The 21200-nt window shown below is 43.4% G+C and carries 14 protein-coding genes; 9 read left to right on the top strand and 5 right to left on the bottom strand.

Features of this window, described 5'->3' with window-relative positions:
- The first annotated feature begins 27 nt into the window (after positions 1 to 27).
- The 4 genes from GD630_RS16760 to cysS are packed head-to-tail and all read left to right on the top strand — an operon-like array spanning position 28 to position 3057.
- Positions 28 to 321, top strand: coding sequence for a nucleotidyltransferase family protein (locus tag GD630_RS16760; protein ID WP_143867037.1), 294 nt, complete (start codon positions 28 to 30; stop codon positions 319 to 321).
- On the top strand, positions 290 to 685 hold the full coding sequence (locus GD630_RS16755; RefSeq protein WP_238482932.1) for a HepT-like ribonuclease domain-containing protein: 396 nt from the start codon (positions 290 to 292) through the stop codon (positions 683 to 685). Before GD630_RS16760 ends, GD630_RS16755 begins: the two co-directional genes overlap by 32 nt.
- A gap of 18 nt (positions 686 to 703) precedes the next feature.
- Entirely contained in the window at positions 704 to 1516 is an 813-nt protein-coding gene (locus tag GD630_RS16750) for a Cof-type HAD-IIB family hydrolase (protein WP_143867041.1), read from the top strand.
- A gap of 59 nt (positions 1517 to 1575) precedes the next feature.
- A complete protein-coding gene (gene cysS / locus GD630_RS16745) occupies positions 1576 to 3057 on the top strand; it encodes a cysteine--tRNA ligase (protein WP_143867043.1) in 1482 nt (493 codons plus the stop codon).
- A gap of 89 nt (positions 3058 to 3146) precedes the next feature.
- Here the strand turns inward: cysS and GD630_RS16740 are convergent, their stop codons facing one another.
- The 3 genes from GD630_RS16740 to GD630_RS16730 all read right to left on the bottom strand — a co-directional run bounded on the left by GD630_RS16740 (position 3147) and on the right by GD630_RS16730 (position 8865).
- Complete coding sequence (locus GD630_RS16740; protein ID WP_143867045.1) at positions 3147 to 6008, bottom strand: chondroitinase family polysaccharide lyase; 2862 nt, start codon at positions 6006 to 6008, stop codon at positions 3147 to 3149.
- Between the two features lie 104 nt (positions 6009 to 6112).
- Positions 6113 to 7663 (bottom strand): sulfatase family protein, encoded by a 1551-nt coding sequence (locus tag GD630_RS16735; protein ID WP_143867146.1) that lies wholly within the window; start codon positions 7661 to 7663, stop codon positions 6113 to 6115.
- A gap of 2 nt (positions 7664 to 7665) precedes the next feature.
- A complete protein-coding gene (locus GD630_RS16730) occupies positions 7666 to 8865 on the bottom strand; it encodes a glycoside hydrolase family 88 protein (protein WP_143867047.1) in 1200 nt (399 codons plus the stop codon).
- Between the two features lie 151 nt (positions 8866 to 9016).
- On the opposite strand from GD630_RS16730, the gene GD630_RS16725 reads away from it, so the two are divergent.
- Positions 9017 to 9433: a PaaI family thioesterase gene (locus GD630_RS16725; RefSeq protein WP_143867049.1), complete on the top strand. Its 417-nt coding sequence runs from the start codon at positions 9017 to 9019 to the stop codon at positions 9431 to 9433.
- 35 nt (positions 9434 to 9468) lie between these two features.
- Here GD630_RS16725 and GD630_RS16720 read toward each other — a convergent pair whose 3' ends face one another.
- Together GD630_RS16720 and GD630_RS16715 are read right to left on the bottom strand one after the other, a co-directional pair.
- Positions 9469 to 10338, bottom strand: a complete 870-nt coding sequence (locus tag GD630_RS16720; protein WP_143867051.1) for a DUF3108 domain-containing protein — start codon at positions 10336 to 10338, stop codon at positions 9469 to 9471.
- Complete coding sequence (locus GD630_RS16715) at positions 10289 to 12199, bottom strand: Ig-like domain-containing protein (protein ID WP_143867053.1); 1911 nt, start codon at positions 12197 to 12199, stop codon at positions 10289 to 10291. Before GD630_RS16715 ends, GD630_RS16720 begins: the two co-directional genes overlap by 50 nt.
- A gap of 315 nt (positions 12200 to 12514) precedes the next feature.
- On the opposite strand from GD630_RS16715, the gene GD630_RS16710 reads away from it, so the two are divergent.
- From GD630_RS16710 to GD630_RS16695, 4 genes are all read left to right on the top strand, one after another.
- The gene (locus GD630_RS16710; RefSeq protein ID WP_007763026.1) at positions 12515 to 13132 is read left to right on the top strand and encodes an HU family DNA-binding protein; all 618 of its coding nucleotides are present in this window, start codon (positions 12515 to 12517) and stop codon (positions 13130 to 13132) included.
- A 153-nt stretch (positions 13133 to 13285) separates the two neighbouring features.
- Positions 13286 to 16393 carry a glycoside hydrolase family 2 TIM barrel-domain containing protein gene (locus GD630_RS16705; RefSeq protein ID WP_143867055.1) on the top strand — a complete coding sequence of 1036 codons (3108 nt, stop codon included), beginning with the start codon at positions 13286 to 13288 and terminating at the stop codon, positions 16391 to 16393.
- Positions 16394 to 16575: 182 nt separating this feature from the next.
- Complete coding sequence (locus GD630_RS16700; protein WP_007763015.1) at positions 16576 to 17751, top strand: efflux RND transporter periplasmic adaptor subunit; 1176 nt, start codon at positions 16576 to 16578, stop codon at positions 17749 to 17751.
- Positions 17752 to 17767: 16 nt separating this feature from the next.
- On the top strand, positions 17768 to 21196 hold the full coding sequence (locus tag GD630_RS16695) for an efflux RND transporter permease subunit (RefSeq protein ID WP_007762991.1): 3429 nt from the start codon (positions 17768 to 17770) through the stop codon (positions 21194 to 21196).
- The last annotated feature ends 4 nt before the right edge of the window (positions 21197 to 21200 follow it).

Below are 21200 nucleotides of genomic sequence, written 5' to 3'. Positions count from 1 at the left end.
TCTTTGTTATCATATAATAGAAATGTTATGAAAACTACGAATGAATACCTCCAAATACTACGCAATTATATGCATAGCCGCGCTGCTGAATATGGTATCACACACATGGGGATTTTCGGCAGTGTAGCAAGAGGAGAACAGCATGAAGGTAGCGACGTAGACATCTGTTTCGAAGGTACCGCCCCCACTTTGTTTACTTTAGCTCGTATAAAAAACGAATTAGAGGCATTATTTGGTTGTCCGGTAGATCTTGTTCGTCTCCGTGAACACATGGACGAGTTCTTAAAACATGAAATACAGCAGGAGGCACTCTATGTGTAATGATAATGCCAAAGTAAAACACTTAATTGGCAAAATAGCCGAATCACTTGAAATTATTCTTCAACGTTGTGAAAATATTCATACGGTAAATGATTTCTTAGATACTCCCGGAGGTACCTCTCTACTTGATGGAATTTGTATGAAACTTATAGCTGTAGGCGAAAGTATCAAGAATTTAGATAAACTGACTAATAAGCAATTATTTCCTAAATATCCACAAATTCCATGGAGAGAAGTAATGGGTATGAGAGATATCATTGTCCATCATTATTTTGAAATAGATGCAGAAGTAATCTTTGCGACGGTTAAAGAAAGCATTCCTGAGTTATTAACAATAATACAAAAGATCGGAAAAGAGTTGTAATTTTCCCAACCATACAGCATGAAATACAAACTTATCGTGCTCGACCTTGACGGCACACTGACCAACTCCAAGAAAGAAATCACCCTCCACAACAAAGAGGCATTGATACGTGTACAAGAACAAGGTGTACGACTTGTCTTAGCCTCCGGACGACCAACCTATGGTATCGTACCTCTAGCCAATGAATTGCGGATGAACGAGTTCGGCGGATTCATCTTGTCCTATAACGGAGGAGAAATCATCAACTGGGAAACGAATGAAATGATATACGAGAACGTGTTGCCTAATGATATCATTCCCCGACTTTATGAAGCTGCCCGCACATACCATCTGACTATATTGACTTACGACGGAGCAGAGATTGTGACTGAGAATTCCCATGACCCATACGTAGAAAAAGAAGCGTTTCTGAATAAAATGGCGATTCGTGAAACCAACGATTTTCTTACTGATATCACCCTGCCGGTAGCTAAATGTCTGATTGTGGGAGATCCGGACCGACTCATTCCTTTGGAATCGGAACTATGTCTTCAGCTACAAGGACGTATCAATGTCTTCCGTTCAGAACCTTATTTTCTTGAATTAGTCCCACAAGGTATTGACAAAGCACTGTCTCTTGGTGTTTTATTAGAAGAGACAGGTGTAAAACGTGAAGAAATAATAGCAATGGGGGATGGCTACAATGACCTTTCCATGATAAAATTCGCAGGACTGGGTATTGCTATGGGGAACGCTCAGGAACCGGTGAAAAAAGCGGCTGACTACATTACCTTAAGCAATGAGGAAGATGGCGTTGCCGAAGCCATTGAGAAGTTTATCTATCAACAATAGCCTACATATCCGGATTTTATACTAACTTTGCGATTCCAATAAAACAAATATAAAAGGTTATGGAACATCAACTTACAATTTACAACACTTTAAATAGAAAGAAAGAGTTGTTCGTACCGCTTCACGCTCCTCATGTAGGAATGTACGTATGCGGGCCGACGGTCTACGGTGATGCCCATCTCGGACACGCGCGACCCTCTATTACATTCGACGTTCTTTTCCGATATCTCACTCATCTAGGATACAAAGTGCGTTATGTACGCAATATTACCGACGTAGGTCATTTGGAGCATGATGCCGACGACGGCGAGGACAAGATCGAAAAGAAAGCGCGTTTGGAAGAGCTGGAGCCAATGGAAGTTGTACAGTATTATCTGAACCGCTACCACAAAGCAATGGAAGCACTCAACGTACTTTCGCCAAGTATCGAGCCGCACGCTTCAGGGCATATCATCGAACAAATCGAACTGGTACAGAAGATTCTCGATGCCGGTTACGCTTATGAGAGCGAAGGTTCCGTATATTTCGATGTAGCCAAATACAACAAAGACCACCATTACGGAAGGCTTTCCGGCCGCAATCTGGACGATGTACTGAATACGACCCGTGAACTGGACGGACAAAGTGAAAAGCGTAATCCCGCCGACTTTGCCCTTTGGAAGAAAGCGCAACCCGAGCATATCATGCGTTGGCCGTCTCCGTGGAGTGACGGTTTTCCCGGATGGCATGCCGAATGTACCGCTATGGGACGCAAATATTTGGGCGAACACTTCGATATTCACGGTGGAGGAATGGATTTGGTTTTCCCTCACCACGAATGTGAAATTGCACAGTCGGTCGCTTCTCAGGGGGACGATATGGTTCACTATTGGATGCACAATAACATGATTACCATCAACGGAACAAAGATGGGCAAATCACTCGGCAACTTTATCACGTTGGATGAGTTTTTCAACGGTACCCATAAGTTGTTGGCGCAAGCCTATACGCCCATGACTATCCGTTTCTTTATTCTGCAAGCGCACTACCGCAGTACGGTGGACTTCAGCAACGAAGCATTGCAAGCATCGGAGAAAGGATTACAACGCCTGATGGAAGCCATCGATGCATTGGAGAAAATAACTCCAGCCGCCGCTACTTCAGAAGGAATCAACGTTAAAGAGCTACGTGCCAAATGCTACGAAGCAATGAATGACGATTTGAACACTCCTATCGTCATCGCACAACTTTTCGAAGGTGCCCGTATCATAAATAATATCATTGCCGGCAATGCCACAATCTCTGCCGAAGACTTGAAAGATCTGAAAGAGACTTTCCATCTGTTCAGTTTTGACATTATGGGATTGAAAGAGGAAAAGGGTTCTTCCGATGGCCGTGAGGCGGCATACGGGAAAGTAGTAGATATGCTGCTGGAACAACGTATGAAAGCAAAAGCCAATAAAGACTGGGCGACATCCGACGAGATTCGCAACACGCTGACAGCACTCGGGTTCGAAATCAAAGATACAAAAGATGGTTTCGAATGGAAATTGAATAAATAAAAAATACAGAAGACCGGTTCACCACGAACCGGTCTTCTCTTCTTTCATAGAAACTAAAGCAACTAATACCCTTTCTTAATATTCACTAATCACTTATTTTCCATGAGCATCTCAACAGGTTGCCCATGTTGGCAAATCACTGTCAATACGGTATTTTCTCCCTGTTGCCTCAATGTTACATTTTCCATCGGACTCTTTAGCGTCCAACGCCCTTTAAGGCATATCTCTTTACGAATGGGGCGGCTAGGCTCTTTCGTTGTATATGTTTTCTCTTCTATGTTTAAGTTAGGATCACATACGCTCAGGCGAATGCTCTTGTCCGACTCTTGTGCAACCATCACCATCGTTTCGGCCGGAATGGAAGCAACCACTTTGTCATTTGCAGATTGATAGGTTTCAAAAGCAGCATAACCCGTAATACCCGTTTCCTTATCATAAACGACGTGAGCTGTTTGATCACGTTGCAAGACTTTATATGGCAGGGTCTTACGAAGTTCCTCCAAATCGGAAGAAGAAGGTTGTATAAGAATCATATATTCGTATGTTCCATCTTTCGGAGCCTTACCATGTGCTATCCAGGCAGAAGAGAATTTTCCTTTCGTCACCGCTCGGGTCTTCTCATGGCGCGACTCCTGTTCCGCCACTTGCGAACGGACTGCCCCATCTACTACATGATAATAATTATCATAACCATCATGCAGCCAATAGCCATCATCTCCCACCTTACTGTCTTTACCATTATATTTCGTCTGAAAAAGGGTAGTTTCCGTTGGGTACTCAGTATTACTGTTCGTGATACCCGTTCCCAGACAAACCATTCTGTTATCGAAACAGAAAACAGACTTACGGGCTACAAAGTCGGGCGTAAAGTTCTCATAATCACGTTCCATCAACTTCATAGCGAACATTCCGTTTTTACCGTCCAAAGAAGTACTTCCGGAAAAGTTCTCTTTGGAACGCGCCATAGTAGTTCCCTTCAACGGACTATCAAGCAACTCAAAGGGTAAATGAATGGTAGTCGTACCCGGTAAACGATTCCAGTCCCATCCTTCCTGCACAAAACCACTTCCGGCACGGGAAACAGGATTTCCTTTACCCATAATCTGCACAGAGCCATAACTCTGATAACGCCCGTAGCGATTATCTTTCGCATAAATCTCGACTCCCCAGACATCAGTTGTATATCCTTTCAATGTCACCATCCAATCCGCACGACGGAATATTCCCGCTGAACCATAGTTGTAAACAAAGAATCCTTGTGGAGCTTGGGCTGCCTTGACACCCTCTTTCTTAAAAAAACGTGCATTCGGAGTATCTTTGCCACGTACCAAGCGCAAATAATCAGCAGCCAGATTACGGTCGAACGCATTCCCTTGACCGGACAAGTCACCTGACAGAGCAATATTGGCAAACGCTTCAATATCATCACTACCCATCTTTCCACCGAAAGGATGACGTCCACTGATACCGATTCCCCATTCATAAAGATTACAATAATTACGCATGGCCATAAAAGCAGACTTTATATGCTGGCGGGCTTCTTCCGTCAACTCGAAACTCGTTCCATTCGTGAAAGCGATGAATTCTCCTACTGTTGCCAATACTCCGGTGGTATAGCCGGGATAAAAACCTCCGTGATGGAAAGTAGTCCCATCCACTTTTATACCGCCAATTGTTCCGGAGGTATAGCGTAACGAAGAAGACAGCCAACGGGACAAGCCGCTCAACGCCTGTTCCTGTTCTCTTGCATCCGGAAACATCATGGCCGAAACGAATTTCGCCATCAGCAGTGTATGCCAGGAGTCTAATAGTTCGTCCCGCGTGGGCGAACATGGCTGGCGGGTTTCCTGCAAAGCAGCCCAAAAACGCAATGTAGAGAGATATGCATCCCGATGAGGATGTTTATAAATCGCATCACGCATCAGCCAGGCAGTCGTATATATCTTACGAATCTGATAACCATAATGATGATTGGTTCCCATACCGCTACCAAAGGCAAATCCCTGGTCAATAGCATAATCGAATACCGTAAAGTAATTCTTCTTTGAAGCCTCGTTCTGATTACAGAGATAATCGTATGCAAAACCTGCAAGCATGGTCTCAATATCATTCCATGACATTTCCCCTTTCTTCTTATTCTGCTCGTCGGGAGCGACAATAGGAGTTCCCACAAATCCCGTTCCGGCAGCAGAAGGTGTGATAGCTGCTTTTTCAAATGTCTTATAAGCTGCATTAATCTGCCCTTGCGGAGCTTTTTTCACTTCCAGAAAATCCGTTAAACGCTGTTCTATCGTTTTCAATTCTTTCTTTCGCTTATCGGTCAACTTAGTTGCCAACGGGATATCATACGACTGCTGTTCCCATTTCCACACAAGGCACCAATGCCAAAGGTCACGATTGGACAAACCGTTATTAGCCGGTAACTGTTGGTCGGGAGTCGTCCTCAGGTTCATTTTCTTCTCCGGGAAAATCAAACGGTCAAGAAAGACACGTCCTTTCCGTCCGGGAGCAACGAGCCGATACCCAACAATATTCTTATCCTTCTTATTACCTTGCATATATGCGAAAGAAATCCAGCAAGCACGCCAACCGACTGCTTTCAAGTGATACGAAAACCAATAGGAGACCTCACCCGCTTTATTCAGGAACTCGAAACGAATAGAATCCTGCTGCGGCTTTTCATTATAAATCCACAACGTAATACCAAACTGCTGTTCTTTTTTCGCATTCAGAGACAACGGATTGATTTGGACATCCAATGTAGAACCGGGATGAAAATCCCATTCCAGGCTATTCTCCCCTTCTTTGTAGAAAAGAGAAGAAACCTTGACATCTCCCTTCCCTGAAACCTTAAACGTTTCGGGAACTCCGTCTTCGAAACCGATAAGTTGAGCAAAAGCAGAAGAAATTCCTCCGAAAAGGAAGAATAATATCAGAGTTATATTTTTCATTGCTATTCTTAATTTAAACGCAGATTAACGCAAATTATCGTAAACTTAAGGATTCAATCTCTGCGATAATCTGTGTTAATCTGCGTTTTATAATTACTAGTCATTTAATAAGGAATCCGATCCGACAAAATTTTCTCTGTGTACCAAGGATCATTTATTTCTTTCAGCATGGCTCCCATTTCGCGATAGAGTTGCTCCACCACTTCCTTATTTTCTTCCAAAGGCAAATTGTGCAATTGATAAGGGTCTTTTACATCATCAAACAAAAGGCTCTTTTTCAACTGTTTCGTATTACGGTCGATATATAAAGCTAGTGTATACTGCGCAGTTTTAATACCTCTTGAAGAAGGGAAGTAGGTTTGCACCAATCCGTTCTCATCTTTTTCGCCATCCAAGTTCTGAATATAGAGTGCACCGGTGGGACGTACGATCTCCGCTTTCTCATCAAAGAAAAGAGGAGCGAAATTACGGCCTTGTACTTCGGCAGGGATTGAATCCCCCAATCCGCACAGTCCAAGAACAGTAGGCATAATATCCGGTGACGATAACAGCAGATCATCCACTCTCGGCTGAATTTTACCGGGGAAACGTACCAAGAAAGGTATATTCATAGATTCCGAGTAAGGCGAATTCTTCGGATCTTCCGTACGTTGGCTACACATGGTCTCGCCATGATCGGAAGCAAAGATAACAACCGTATTCTTATCCAATCCCAAGTCTTTCAAAGTCTCCAAGATCTGGCCGAAAGCACGGTCTACTCCCGTCACAGACGCAAAATAATAACGGACAGACTCTGCCTTCTTCATTTTCAGATCCACGTTCGGACGAACCAGCAGGCTATCCAACGGTTGGCTACGGTAAAGGTTGAAATCCTCTTCCTCGCAATCATCCAAAGAACGATACGGACTGTGAGGCGGATTCATTCCTACCATAATGAAGAACGGTTTCTTTGTATCGCGTACATTCCCTTCATTTCTCAGATAAGAAACGACCTTGCCCGATTCATGCAAAGGCGACCACTCCTTCGGATCATGTCTTTTACCATCCGTATCCCAATAATGCGGATTCTTATGTTCATCGAAAGTTCCATAAGAATACCAGTAATTAAAACCATGACGACGGTCTTTCGGTGTATAGGCGTCCCATACCGGACGCTTAGTCTCTACATATTGTCCCGGATGTTCGGGATCGTTCGGAGTCGGGAAGTCAGCATGGAGCTTGCCGAAATACGCACAATCATAACCAGCTTTGCTGAATACGTCACCAATACATTCCGCATCTTCACGCAAAGAACTGATAGGCCGTGTAGAATTACAATTCAAAGGTACACCGCTACGGTTCGGATACATACCTGTCAGCAGCATTCCACGATGCGGACTACTTAACGGACAGTTACTTTGTGCCGAAGTCAACACTATTGATTCACGTGCAAAGGCATCCAGATTGGGAGTATGCACGGGATCACCCTTAAAGTTTACCTTATCCTGAAACCCGTTCTGACTCCAGATGCCCAATGCCTGGTTACGGTATTGATCAGGGAATACATAGATAATATTCGGATGTTCGACTTGCTCTGCTACCTGTTTCGGAGCTTTGCATCCTTGTGCGGCAAACAGCGTCAAGCCGCCGACCAGAAGGTTGATAGGTTTATTCATATTCATTTCTCCAAATCTCTTTTACGCATCAATGCTTCCAAGAAATAATAGTCGGCATAGTTCAGGGGAACATCTATTTCCTGACCGTGAGGAATACTACCTACCGAGTGCATCAGGATAAAGTTCCCGTTTGTACCCACTTCGGCACGATAAGCAGGAGAGCCCAAACTTTCCATGATCTTATCAGCAATTTCTTTATAATGATTACCCGGTCGATAACCATCCAATTCGTAGAGTGCAGAAGCTGTACATGCAGCAGCGGAGGCATCACGAGGTTCGTTCGGAATATTCGGAGCATCGTAATCCCAATAAGGAACGAGATCTTCCGGCATATTCTTATTATTAAAGATGAAATTATATACTTTTTGTGCTTGGTCGAGGTACTTTTCGTCTTTCGTATAGCGGTAGCAAGTAGTATATCCATAGAGAGCCCAAGCTTGTCCGCGAGCCCACGATGATTCGTCCGCATATCCCTGTGCTGTCTGTCTCTTGCGTACTTCACCGGTTTCCGGGTCATAGTCTACTACATGATAGCAACTGTTATCCGGACGGAAATGGTGTGCCATTGTCGTATTGGCGTGTTTCACAGCGATATCATAGAAAGTGGAATCTCCGGAAAAGGCTGTTGCCTCAAACAGCAGTTCAAGGTTCATCATATTGTCTATAATTACCGGACACTTCCATCCACGCGTTCCTTGCCAACCTCTATCAGCATCCCATGACTGGATCACACCTGCTCCGGGACGGAAACGGGTAGATAAGGATTTGGCAGCCTCCACCACTACATCTTTATATTCTTTCTTATCTGCCAGGCGATATCCGTTCAGATAACTACAACCAATCATGAAACCTACATCATGATGCCATTTCAAATGTTTCACAGAGTCTAATGCTTCTGTATATTTTTCAGCCAATGGTAACCATTTTTTGTCTCCGGTCAGATTATAAGTCAACCACATACTACCGGGGAAGAAACCGGAACACCAGTCATCAATAGGGATATAAGAAATACTACCATCTTTGTTAATTGTTCTCGGATTCAGAATCTTACCGGATTTCTCGATAATATCTGTTTGAATAGTGTTTTGTGCTACCGCGTTGTCAATGTTGTCCTGAATAAAGTCTACTTCAGCTTTTTTTTGTCCACCGCAACTCGTAAAAACCAAAAGGGAAAGTCCTAATGCGCTAAGAATTGTTTTCATAATACACGGGTTATTTGTTAAGTGATTAATTTTCTTGATGGCAAAAGTAGTGCATTTGAATAGAATTGACCGGCCTAAATAATCCAAATGAAGGACAAATTTGGTACATTTGCAGAAGAAATATACATATCAAATTAAAAAAACAAATATTATGACGCCACAAGAGTTTTTCAAGAATGACATATTCGCCACAAAGGCAGGTATAGTACTACTGGAAGTACGAAATGGATACAGCAAAGCCAAATTAGATATCAAACCGGAACATCTGAATGCGGGAGCACGCACACAAGGAGGAGCTATCTTTACTTTGGCAGATCTGGCACTTGCCGCAGCCGCCAATTCACACGGCACACTCGCTTTCTCTCTTTCATCTACCATTACTTTCGTTCGTGCAAGCGGCCCGGGAGATACTCTTTATGCTGAAGCACACGAACGTTACATCGGTCGGAGTACAGGTTGCTATCAAGTAGATATTACCAATCAAAATGGAGACTTAATTGCGACCTTCGAATCCAGTGTGTTCCGAAAAGAGCAAAAAGTTCCTTTTGAGATAGAAAAAGAAAAATAAAATCCCTTTGAGAGTTATTATTCCCCCCACCTATCTCATTTTACAATAGAAGTCAGCGGATGACGGTTACCTCTAACGTCGTTTAGGAATGCTTTGGCAGAACCGAAGTTTAAATACAAATCCAAACGTACGGGAAGATGATTCAGGTCATCTGTTATAAAAAAGGTAATCACCTCTTTTTCCTTACCTTTCTTATCATATTCCACTAATGAGAAGATCAGACAGCGATAGGTTGTTCCATTCTCCGCCTTTACATTCTCCTTTCCACGATAAATAAGCGTCTGTTCTTCTACCTTTCTTCCGGTAGCCATCGGAAACTTGATTTTATCCCCTATCTTATAATCCGCAGGATCGTAAGAACGCGCCTGTGCCAGAATACTCAACATATCATATATACAACGGCTATCACTTGCAACTGCCTCATCAAAATTTCCATCTCGATATGTGCGCTTCTGATTGACAAAACAAAGACCATCCTTATAAGAGAACCAAGCCTCATCTACCGTATACCGTTTCCCTTCTTCAGCACCTTTGCGAAAATAACGAGGTTCCAACTTCTCCCCGATCACGCAAGTCAGCGTGTCACGCATCTTGAAAAAGAAGTCCGCCCGTTTACTGCCTAGAGCAAGCAGATTGATCCGGAACGCAGGTTCCGAATGATAAGTTGTCGCATTTGTTGTCAAACTGGCAAGCCCGGCTTTCACCCAAACAAATTTCCAGTTAAAATACAAATCATACATTACATGTTCACCGGTCTGAAACGCATCATTTTTCGCCTCACATTGGGCACTTGCAGGAAGGGCAAAAGCACCCGTCATTAATGCCACTAATCCAATAATGAGTTTACGTCGGACGTTAACGACGCCGGTTCTGATTATTTCGTTCTTTTTTCTTCTTGTCTTCATCTGGTTTTTGTTTTTTAAGTTCATCCGGTTTCTGCTTATCAACAGGAGTCGCATGAATATCCCATGGTTGTGTCACATCCCACAATGCTTTATATTCCAAGATAGTAGGGTAATAGAAAACTTCTTCCGGTTGTATGCCCTTTTCAAAGTCTCCCGTATCCCACTCGCCATTTCCATTCCTATCATTAATCAACCGAGCAGCATACTTTCCAGGATTCAAGAAATAGAAATCAACCATTCCATCCTCCTCTACTCTCCGTTTACGAACGACTTTATCTTGGGCATCAAGTAATTCTACAAAAGCCAACGAATCCGCTCCACTAACATTAAAATGAAGTGTGAAATACTCATCTTCGCTGCGAACCTTGAACCCTTGTTTTATTTTATCAGTAAACAATCCGTATATACCATGAAAAGCAGTCGAATCTACCGAAAACTCGTACTCCAGAGTCGGCTCCCAATCATAATAGAAATTGAACTTTTTCAGATTTATCGAATCCTGCTCAAACTCGAACGGTATATCCTTCCAAAGCGTATCGACTTTCTGCCGCAAATGAATTGCCGCACTATCAAAGCTGGCTATCGGCTCTTCAAAATCCAAAGAAATGTACCCATACACATCCATTGATGAAGGGACATTGACTTTTACAGGTAAGAACTTTGTAGGTTCCGGTTCTTCTTCCTCATCTTTCTTTTTCTTCTTTTTCTTTTTGGGCTTTTCCGGTTCTTCTTTCTTATATTTCTGCTTCGACACCAAATTCAAAGTATCCGTACGAGGCACCAATTGATTCAACGTATCTGTATAAAGATAAGTCAGACTCATAGCAAGAGTATCCTGCTTGAAGAGCAGAGAATCTTTCACCCAATAATGAATCGTATCGTTCCGTTGATTCTTCTCGATAACAAAAGCATCCTTTTCATCGAAGTTCAACCCTTTCAGCACAGGCAAAGTGTCCGCCTTACCGGCAAAATAGAACGTAAACTTGTGTGGGATAAGCCGCTCGGACTTAATCAGATACTGTGAATAATTAAATTCCTTAAAAGCACGGAGAATTACATCATCCGGCAAATAATGCATATATTTCTTTTCAACAATCGTATCATACGTCAGAGAATCCACCCAAGCTGTGTCCATACGGGTACGTTCTTCCATACGAGGAATAATCAGAGAATCATGAAAAGCGATCATTTCACTCTTCTGATTAAAAGTAAAGTTCTGGTCTGCATCCATCAATCCGTAAATACGGTATTTGCCGGGAGCCACACCACGAATAGAAAAACGTCCCCGACTGTCAGTACGTGCCACACGGTCGAAAGGTAATTTGTTGAAAGCCGAATCGTTCAAATTGGAATGTAACCCGACAAGCATACCTTTGATCGGCTCCAAGTTAGAAGCATCAAGCAAAGTTCCTGCAACTTCCATCGTATCGATTTCCGTACCCGTAGAAAAGGTAAAAGCGAAATTACCCAACGGATTACCTTCATTATTGTCGACAATAGCATCCGAAAAGTCGATTGTATAAGTAGTATTAGGCTTCAAAGAGTCAAGCAGATTCACTTGTATCCTCTTGCCGGAAGCCTTTATTTCAGGCTGCTGTATCTGAGGAGGGGAAACAACCACCTTTTCAGTCGCCTTTTCCAGTTTTATAAATTCGTCAAACACCAAAGAGACTTTAGTCCTCTTATTATTTAAAGCACCTGCAACAGGAGTGCTACCTATAAAACGGGGTGGTGTCTCGTCAATAGGACCACCGTCCGGTCGTCCGATACTGGCGCAGGAATATAGCATGACTACCAGCGTTATTACCGGAAGTACCTTGCGTACTATTTGTTTTATCTTTTGATTCTCAAACTGTAACATGGTGCAAAAATAAGTGTTCTTTACCAATAAATACCATACTTCTAGCTAATTTATTGAAAAACGAAGCGATGGATTCCTGTAGAAATCATTATCTATGCTGTTTTTATTTCTTTTTCTCACTAATCTTACTACCTTTGTTAGCTGATATTATTTCGTATGACTATAGTTATGCGTAAAGTAGACTATAGTTATCCTTACGCATAACTATAGTCATACGCAAAGGAAACTATAGTCAAACGAAATAAAAACAGTAAACGAAACACATCCGAACAGGCAAACGGATATTAAATATGCCTACATAATATAATTACGCAAATGAGCATACGTTACGACCTTTACGAAACTCCAGATATTCAACAGACAGGCGAACAACAACCACTTCACCCCCGTGTAGTTATCAATGGAACCGTCGACCAGAACGAATTTCTGGATCGCGTACACAAATTCACCGGAATAAGCCGCAGTTTATTGTCAGGTGCCATGCAGTCTTTCCAAAACGAGTTAAGAGATTTACTCGCTAACGGATGGAATGTGGAACTAGGGGATATCGGTTACTTTTCCGTTTCTCTGCAAGGCCCTCCCATCATGAAGAAAGAAGAGGTACGTGCACAATCTATCAAACTGAAGAATATCAATTTCCGCCCAAGCGCTCAATTCAAAAAGGAAGTAGGCTGGCAAATGAGATTGGAACGCGGAGAGTCTTTCACCCGTCCGCATGGAAAAGGACACAGTGAAGAGGAATGTCTGGCTATAGTCAATGACCATCTTGGGAAATATCCCTGCCTTACGCGTGCCGATTATTGCCGGTTGACAGGACATGACAAGCAGCGGGCGCTCAATGAACTGAATGCTTTTATCGAACAGGGGGTGTTGATGCGTTACGGGGCGGGGAAACAGGTGGTTTATGCGAAGAAGTATCCATGTTCGGTATGATTCCCGGGAATGATGGTATTTCGTTAGGTAAAAAAGCTTATAATACAATCAATTTATTAAAAACCAGCCCTAATTGAATGATTTTTTGCCCTTCATTGAATAAAATAATCCTTATCTTTGGCTCCCGAAATTCAAACCTAATACAAAAAACCCATGAAGAAACAACTACTTTCCTGCTGCCTGGCGGCATTGGGACTGACGGCAATTCAAGCGCAAAGCTTCAATGAGTGGAAAGACCCGGAAGTGAATTCCGTAAACCGCTCTGTCATGCACACTAATTATTTTGCTTACGCATCGGCTGATGAAGCTAAAGCCGGTATCAAAGAAAACTCAGCGAATTTTATGACTTTAAACGGTCTTTGGAAATTCAACTGGGTGAGACACGCAGAAGCACGTCCGACAGATTTTTACCAGACTAATTTCAACGACAAGAGCTGGGATGACCTTCAGGTTCCCGGTGTATGGGAATTGAACGGCTACGGCGACCCTATCTACGTAAATGTAGGATATGCATGGAGAAGCCAGTTCAAGAACAACCCACCGTACGTTCCGACAGAAAACAATCACGTAGGTTCTTACCGGAAAGAAATCATCGTTCCTGCCAACTGGAAAGGAAAAGAGATTTTCGCCCATTTCGGTTCGGTAACTTCCAATATGTATCTTTGGGTGAACGGACGCTACGTAGGATATAGCGAAGACAGCAAACTGGAAGCTGAATTCAATCTGACCAACTATCTGAAACCGGGTAAAAATGTGATTGCTTTCCAAGTATTCCGCTGGTGTGACGGCAGTTACCTGGAAGATCAGGACTTCTTCCGCTACTCCGGTGTAGGACGCGACTGCTATCTCTACGCACGCGACAAGAAATACATTCAGGATATTCGCGTCACTCCTGATCTGGACAGCCAGTATAAAGACGGTACGCTGAATATCGCCGTTGACCTGAGAGGAAGCGGTACAGTTGCCTTAGACCTGACAGATGCTCTAGGCAACAGTGTGGCTACTGCTGATTTAAAAGGTTCAGGTAAGTTAAACACCACTTTAAACATTTCCAATCCTGCTAAATGGACGGCTGAAACACCTAATCTTTATACACTGACCGCTACATTGAAAAACGGCAACAATACAATAGAAGTAATCCCCGTTAAAGTAGGTTTCCGCAAAATTGAACTGAAAGGCGGACAGATACTCGTCAACGGACAACCGGTACTCTTCAAGGGAGCCGACCGTCACGAAATGGATCCGGACGGCGGTTATGTAGTTTCTATCGAGCGTATGTTGCAGGACATCAAAGTGATGAAAGAACTTAATATCAATGCCGTACGTACCTGTCACTATCCGGACGACAACCGTTGGTATGATCTCTGCGACCAATATGGCATCTACGTGGTAGCTGAAGCGAATGTAGAGTCTCACGGAATGGGATACGGTGACAAAACATTGGCCAAGAACCCGATCTATGCCAAAGCGCATTTGGAACGCAACCAACGCAATGTACAACGTAGCTACAACCATCCGTCCATCATTTTCTGGTCATTAGGCAATGAGGCCGGTATGGGACCTAATTTCGAAAAATGTTATACATGGATTAAAAATGAAGACAAGACCCGTGCCGTACAATATGAGCAGGCACGTACCAGTGAATTCACAGATATTTTCTGCCCGATGTACTATGGTTATCAGGACTGTATCAAATATTGTGAAGGAGATATCCAAAAGCCTCTGATCCAGTGTGAATACGCACATGCGATGGGAAATTCGCAAGGAGGATTCAAGGAATATTGGGACATCATCCGCAAATATCCGAAATATCAAGGTGGCTTCATCTGGGACTTCGTAGACCAGTCTTGCCATTGGAAAAATAAAGACGGAGTGGCCATCTACGGTTATGGAGGTGACTTCAACAAATATGACGCTTCGGACAATAACTTTAATGATAATGGTTTAATCAGCCCGGATCGCATACCGAATCCACATGCTTACGAAGTGGCTTATTTCTATCAGGATATATGGACAACTCCCGCCGATCTCGCCAAAAGTGAAATCAATATTTTCAATGAGAATTTCTTCCGTGACCTGTCTTCATATTATCTGGAATGGCAATTGCTGGCAGACGGGGAAGTTGTGCAAACAGGCATTGTGCCGGATCTGAAAGTGGCACCCCAGCAAACCGTCAAAGTGCAGATTCCGTTTGACACAAAAAACATCTGTCCGTGTAAAGAGTTACTGCTCAATGTCAACTATAAACTGAAAGCAGCCGAAACATTGTTACCCGCAGGAACAACCATCGCATACGAGCAACTGAGCATTCGTGACTATAAAGCTCCGGAGCTCAAGCTGGAAAACCGGCAGGCTTCCAATCTGGCAATCACCGTGCCCGGTATTTTGGATAACGACCAAAATTACCTGATCGTCAAAGGCGAAAACTTCTCTATGGACTTCAACAGGCACAACGGCTATCTCTGCCGCTACGATGTGAACGGAATGCAAATGATGGAAGACGGTAGCGAATTGACTCCCAACTTCTGGCGTGCACCGACCGATAATGATTTCGGAGCAGGCTTGCAACGCAAATATGCAGTTTGGAAGAACCCGACATTGAAGCTTACTTCCCTGAAACATGCTATTGAGAATGATCAGGCCGTGATTCGTGCAGAATATGACATGAAGTCGATAGGAGGAAAATTATTCCTGACTTATATCGTCAACAACAAGGGAGCAGTAAAAGTTACTCAGAAGATGGTAGCGGACAAGAGCAAGAAAGTGTCTGAAATGTTCCGTTTCGGCATGCAGATGCGTACGCCTGCCAACTTCAACGAAATAGAGTATTACGGACGCGGACCGATAGAGAATTATGCCGACCGCAACAATGCAGCCAAACTTGGCAAATACCGTCAAACGGTAGAGGAACAATTCTATCCATATATCCGCCCACAGGAAACCGGAACGAAGACGGACATCCGTTGGTGGAGACTCTTGAATATCAGCGGAAACGGTTTGCAGTTTGTTTCCGAAGCTCCGTTCTCTGCTTCCGCACTGAACTATACCATTGAATCATTGGATGACGGTGAGGGCAAAGACCAGCGCCATTCCCCCGAAGTGGAAAAAGCAAACTTTACAAACTTCTGTATTGACAAGGCACAAACGGGACTGGCATGCGTCAATAGTTGGGGAGCTATACCATTAGAAAAATATCGTCTTCCATATCAAGATTATGAGTTCAGTTTCATAATGTCTCCCGTATCTCATAAACTAAAGTAAAAAACATAGTTAAAAAACACGGTATCAAAGAACAAGAATAGCGAAATTACTGTACTTTTGCAGCCGGAAACTGATTATTAATAATTAGTTTCCGGCTTTTTTGGCCTTTAAATCACTTATCTACATGAATGATGACACACCGGTAACAAACGCATTACATTAAAAACAGATAATTATTAAGTATGAAAAGTAGAATTGTTTTATTTGCATTTTGCGTAGCCCTTTTGTCTAGTTGTGGCAATAAGGGCAACGGAACGGGACAAGTCCCAGAATATGCAGTACAAGAGTTACAAAAGACCACTGCTAATTTAACGACTGCCTATCCGGCGACAATCAAAGGTAAACAAGACGTAGAAATCCGTCCACAGGTATCAGGCTTCATCACGAAACTATGTGTAGACGAAGGAGCAACTGTACGCAAAGGTCAAGTTCTATTCATCGTTGATCCGACACAATATGAAGCAGCAGTACGTACGGCTGAAGCAGCAGTCGCAACAGCAGAAGCGGCAGTGCGTACCCAACAGATAACAGTGGATAACAAACGTGAACTGAACAAAAAGCAAATTATCAGTGACTACGATCTGTCAATGGCTGAAAACACATTGGCACAGTCTCAGGCACAATTGGCACAAGCGAAAGCACAGCTTACCACAGCCAGACAAAACCTCTCTTTCACACAAGTGAAGAGTCCTTCCGATGGTGTAATCAATGATATCCCCTATCGTTTAGGAGCACTGGTGAGCCCTTCTATCGCTACTCCGATGACTACAGTTTCTGAGATAGAAGAAGTATATGTATATTTCTCCATGACAGAAAAAGAATTGTTGGCGATGACTAAAACAGGCGGTACCATCAAAGAAGAAATCGAAAAAATACCGTCTATCAGACTTCAGTTGATTGATGGTACAGAGTACAGCATCGAAGGTAAAGTGGACGCAATCACAGGAGTGATCGACCAGTCAACCGGTTCTGTAAGTATGCGTGCCCTCTTCCCGAACAAAGAACACATCCTACGTAGTGGTGGAACAGCAAACGTACTGATTCCTTACACAATGGAGAATGTAATTACTATACCGCAATCAGCAACAGTAGAAATCCAGGATAAGAAGTTCGTTTATGTCCTGCAGCCGGATAACACGGTGAAATATACAGAAATCACCATCTTCAATCTGGACAACGGAAAAGAATATCTCGTTACTTCCGGTTTGAACTCCGGAGATAAAATCGTCATCGAAGGCGTGCAGAATCTGAAAGATGGTGAAACCATACAACCAATCACACCAGCTCAAAAAGAAGCAAACTATCAACAGCATTTGAAAGACCAGCACGATGGTAATTTAGCTACTGCTTTCAATTAATAACTTAGATAATCGTATGAAGTTAGATAATTTTATTAACCGTCCGGTACTATCAACAGTTATTTCTATTTTGATAGTCATTCTGGGTGCTATCGGATTGGCAACATTGCCTATCACCCAATATCCGGACATTGCTCCCCCTACCGTGTCGGTAAGGGCTACATATACGGGTGCCAGCGCGTCAACCGTATTGAACTCCGTCATCGCTCCGTTGGAGGAACAGATCAATGGTGTAGAAAACATGATGTATATGACATCAACTGCATCCAATACGGGTTCCGGTGATATTTCCATCTATTTTAAACAAGGAACAGACCCGGACATGGCTGCCGTCAATGTACAAAACCGTGTCTCCATGGCACAAGGTCTGTTGCCTGCCGAAGTAACCAAAGTCGGTGTAACCACACAGAAACGCCAGACTTCCATGTTGGTAGTATTCTCTCTCTATGACGAGACAGATACATATAGCGAATCATTTATTGAAAACTACGCTAAGATCAACTTGATTCCTCAGGTTCAACGTGTACAGGGTGTAGGTGATGCAAACGTTTTGGGGCAGGACTATTCTATGCGTATCTGGTTGAGACCGGATGTCATGGCACAGTACAAACTTGTTCCCGGTGATGTCTCTGCAGCCTTAGCGGAACAGAATGTCGAAGCTGCTCCCGGACAATTCGGTGAACGCAGTAATCAGACATTCCAATATACCATCCGCTACAAAGGACGTCTGCAACAACCGGAAGAGTTTGAAAACATCGTTATCAAATCTCTGCCTGACGGTGAGGTACTCCGCTTGAAAGATATAGCAGAAATTCAATTGGATCGTTTGGGTTATAACTTTACAAACCGTGTAGACGGCCACAAGTCAGTAACCTGTATCGTATACCAGATGGCAGGAACCAATGCAACACAGACCATCAGTGATATTGAGCAACTGCTGGATGAAGCATCAAAAACCTTGCCTACCGGATTGAAGCTTAACATTTCCATGAATGCCAATGACTTCTTGTTCGCTTCTATTCACGAGGTGTTGAAGACATTGATCGAGGCATTTATCCTGGTGTTTATTGTGGTATATATCTTCTTGCAGGATTTACGTTCTACGTTGATTCCAACCATTGCCATTCCGGTAGCTCTTATCGGTACTTTCTTTATCCTGTCTTTGGTAGGATTCAGTTTGAACTTGCTGACATTATGTGCGCTCGTCCTAGCCATTGCGATTGTGGTCGACGATGCCATTGTGGTCGTCGAGGGTGTGCATGCCAAGCTTGACCAAGGTTATACTTCCGCCCGTCTGGCTTCTATCGACGCCATGAATGAACTGGGTGGTGCTATCGTATCTATTACGTTAGTCATGATGGCCGTGTTCGTCCCGGTAAGTTTCATGGGAGGTACGGCAGGAACATTCTATCGCCAGTTCGGTATGACTATGGCTATCGCTATCGGTTTGTCTGCATTGAACGCTTTGACATTGAGTCCGGCTTTGTGTGCTGTTCTTCTAAAACCGCATAAAAAGGAAGATGGAACGGAAGATTCGACATTGAAGGAACGTATGAAAGTAGCTTATACGGCAGCTCATACGACCATGATCAACAGATACACCGAAGCTATCGGAAAAATGCTACATCCGGGAATCACACTTACTTTCACGATTATTGCTATTCTCGGTATGATTTTCGGTTTCTTCAGTCTCAATCCGGTGGTTACCGCAATTTTTGTACTTCTTAGTATCCTGGCACTGATCGGTATGAGTACGAAGAAGTTCAAGAACAGATTCAACGATACATACGAGTCTATCCTGAAACGTTACAAAAAACGTGTATTGTTCTTTATTCAGAAGAAATGGCTGTCTATGGGATTAGTTACCGCCTCTATCGTACTGCTTATATTCTTCATGAACACCACGCCGACAGGTATGGTACCGAACGAAGATACCGGAACCTTGATGGGAGCAGTAACATTGCCGCCGGGTACATCACAAGACCGTTCTGAGAAAATCTTGGCACGCGTAGACAGTCTGATCGCTTCTGACCCTGCTGTATTATCACGAACCATGATTTCCGGATTTAGCTTCATCGGTGGTCAGGGACCTTCTTACGGTTCTTTCATCATCAAGCTAAAGGACTGGGATGAACGTTCTATGATACAGAACTCGGACGTTGTAGTCGGCTCCTTATATATGCGCGCACAGAAGATTATCAAAGAAGCACAGGTATTGTTCTTCGCTCCTCCTATGATCCCGGGATATTCGGCATCTACAGATATCGAGGTGAATATGCAGGATAAGACCGGTGGTGACTTGAACAAGTTCTTTGATGTAGTAAATGATTACACGGCAGCCTTGGAAGCACGTCCGGAAATCAACTCGGCAAAAACATCTTTCAACCCGAACTTCCCGCAATATATGATCGACATCGATGCGGCGGCTTGTAAGAAAGCTGGTATCAGTCCGAGCGATATCCTTACAACTATGCAAGGATATTATGGAGGTCTGTATGCATCTAACTTCAACCGTTTTGGTAAGATGTATCGTGTTATGATTCAGTCTGATCCATTGTCACGTAAGAATCTGGAATCTCTGAAGAATATCAAGGTACGCAACAGTGCAGGTGAAATGGCTCCGATCGCCCAGTTCATCTCTGTAGAGAAGGTATATGGTCCGGATATTATCAGCCGTTTCAACCTTTATACTTCCATGAAGGTGATGGTAGCTCCTGCCAGTGGTTATACCTCCGGTCAGGCACTGGCTGCTCTTGCAGAGGTTGCTCAAGAAAACCTGCCTACCGGTTATACCTATGAATTAGGAGGTATGGCACGTGAAGAGGCTCAGAGTAGCGGAAGTGCTACCGGGCTGATATTTGTGCTCTGTTTCGTATTCGTTTACTTATTATTGAGTGCGCAGTACGAAAGTTACATACTTCCATTGGCCGTATTGCTATCCGTTCCGTTCGGTCTGTTAGGTAGCTTCCTGTTTGTCAACGGTGTAAGTGCACTCGGTAATATCTCAGCGTTGAAGATGATTCTCGGTACGATGTCCAACAATATCTATATGCAGATTGCATTGATCATGTTGATGGGTCTGTTGGCAAAGAATGCCATCTTGATTGTAGAGTTTGCCCTCGACCGCCGTAAAATGGGTATGAGTATCACTTGGGCAGCCGTATTGGGTGCCGGTGCCCGTCTCCGCCCGATTTTGATGACATCCTTGGCTATGGTAGTCGGTTTGCTTCCGTTGATGTTTGCTTTCGGTGTAGGTGCTCACGGTAACCGTACACTGGGTACTGCTTCTATCGGAGGTATGTTAATCGGTATGATCTGCCAGATCTTTATCGTTCCTGTTTTATTCGTTATCTTCCAGTATCTGCAAGAGAAAGTTAAACCGATGGAATGGGAAGATATTGACAATACAGATGCTGTAACAGAGATTGAACAATACGCTAAATAATGAA

Source organism: Bacteroides zhangwenhongii, assembly GCF_009193325.2.
Taxonomy (GTDB): Bacteria; Bacteroidota; Bacteroidia; order Bacteroidales; family Bacteroidaceae; genus Bacteroides; species Bacteroides zhangwenhongii.
Note: the sequence above shows the minus strand (reverse complement) of the source record. Positions and strands in the feature narration are given on the sequence as shown.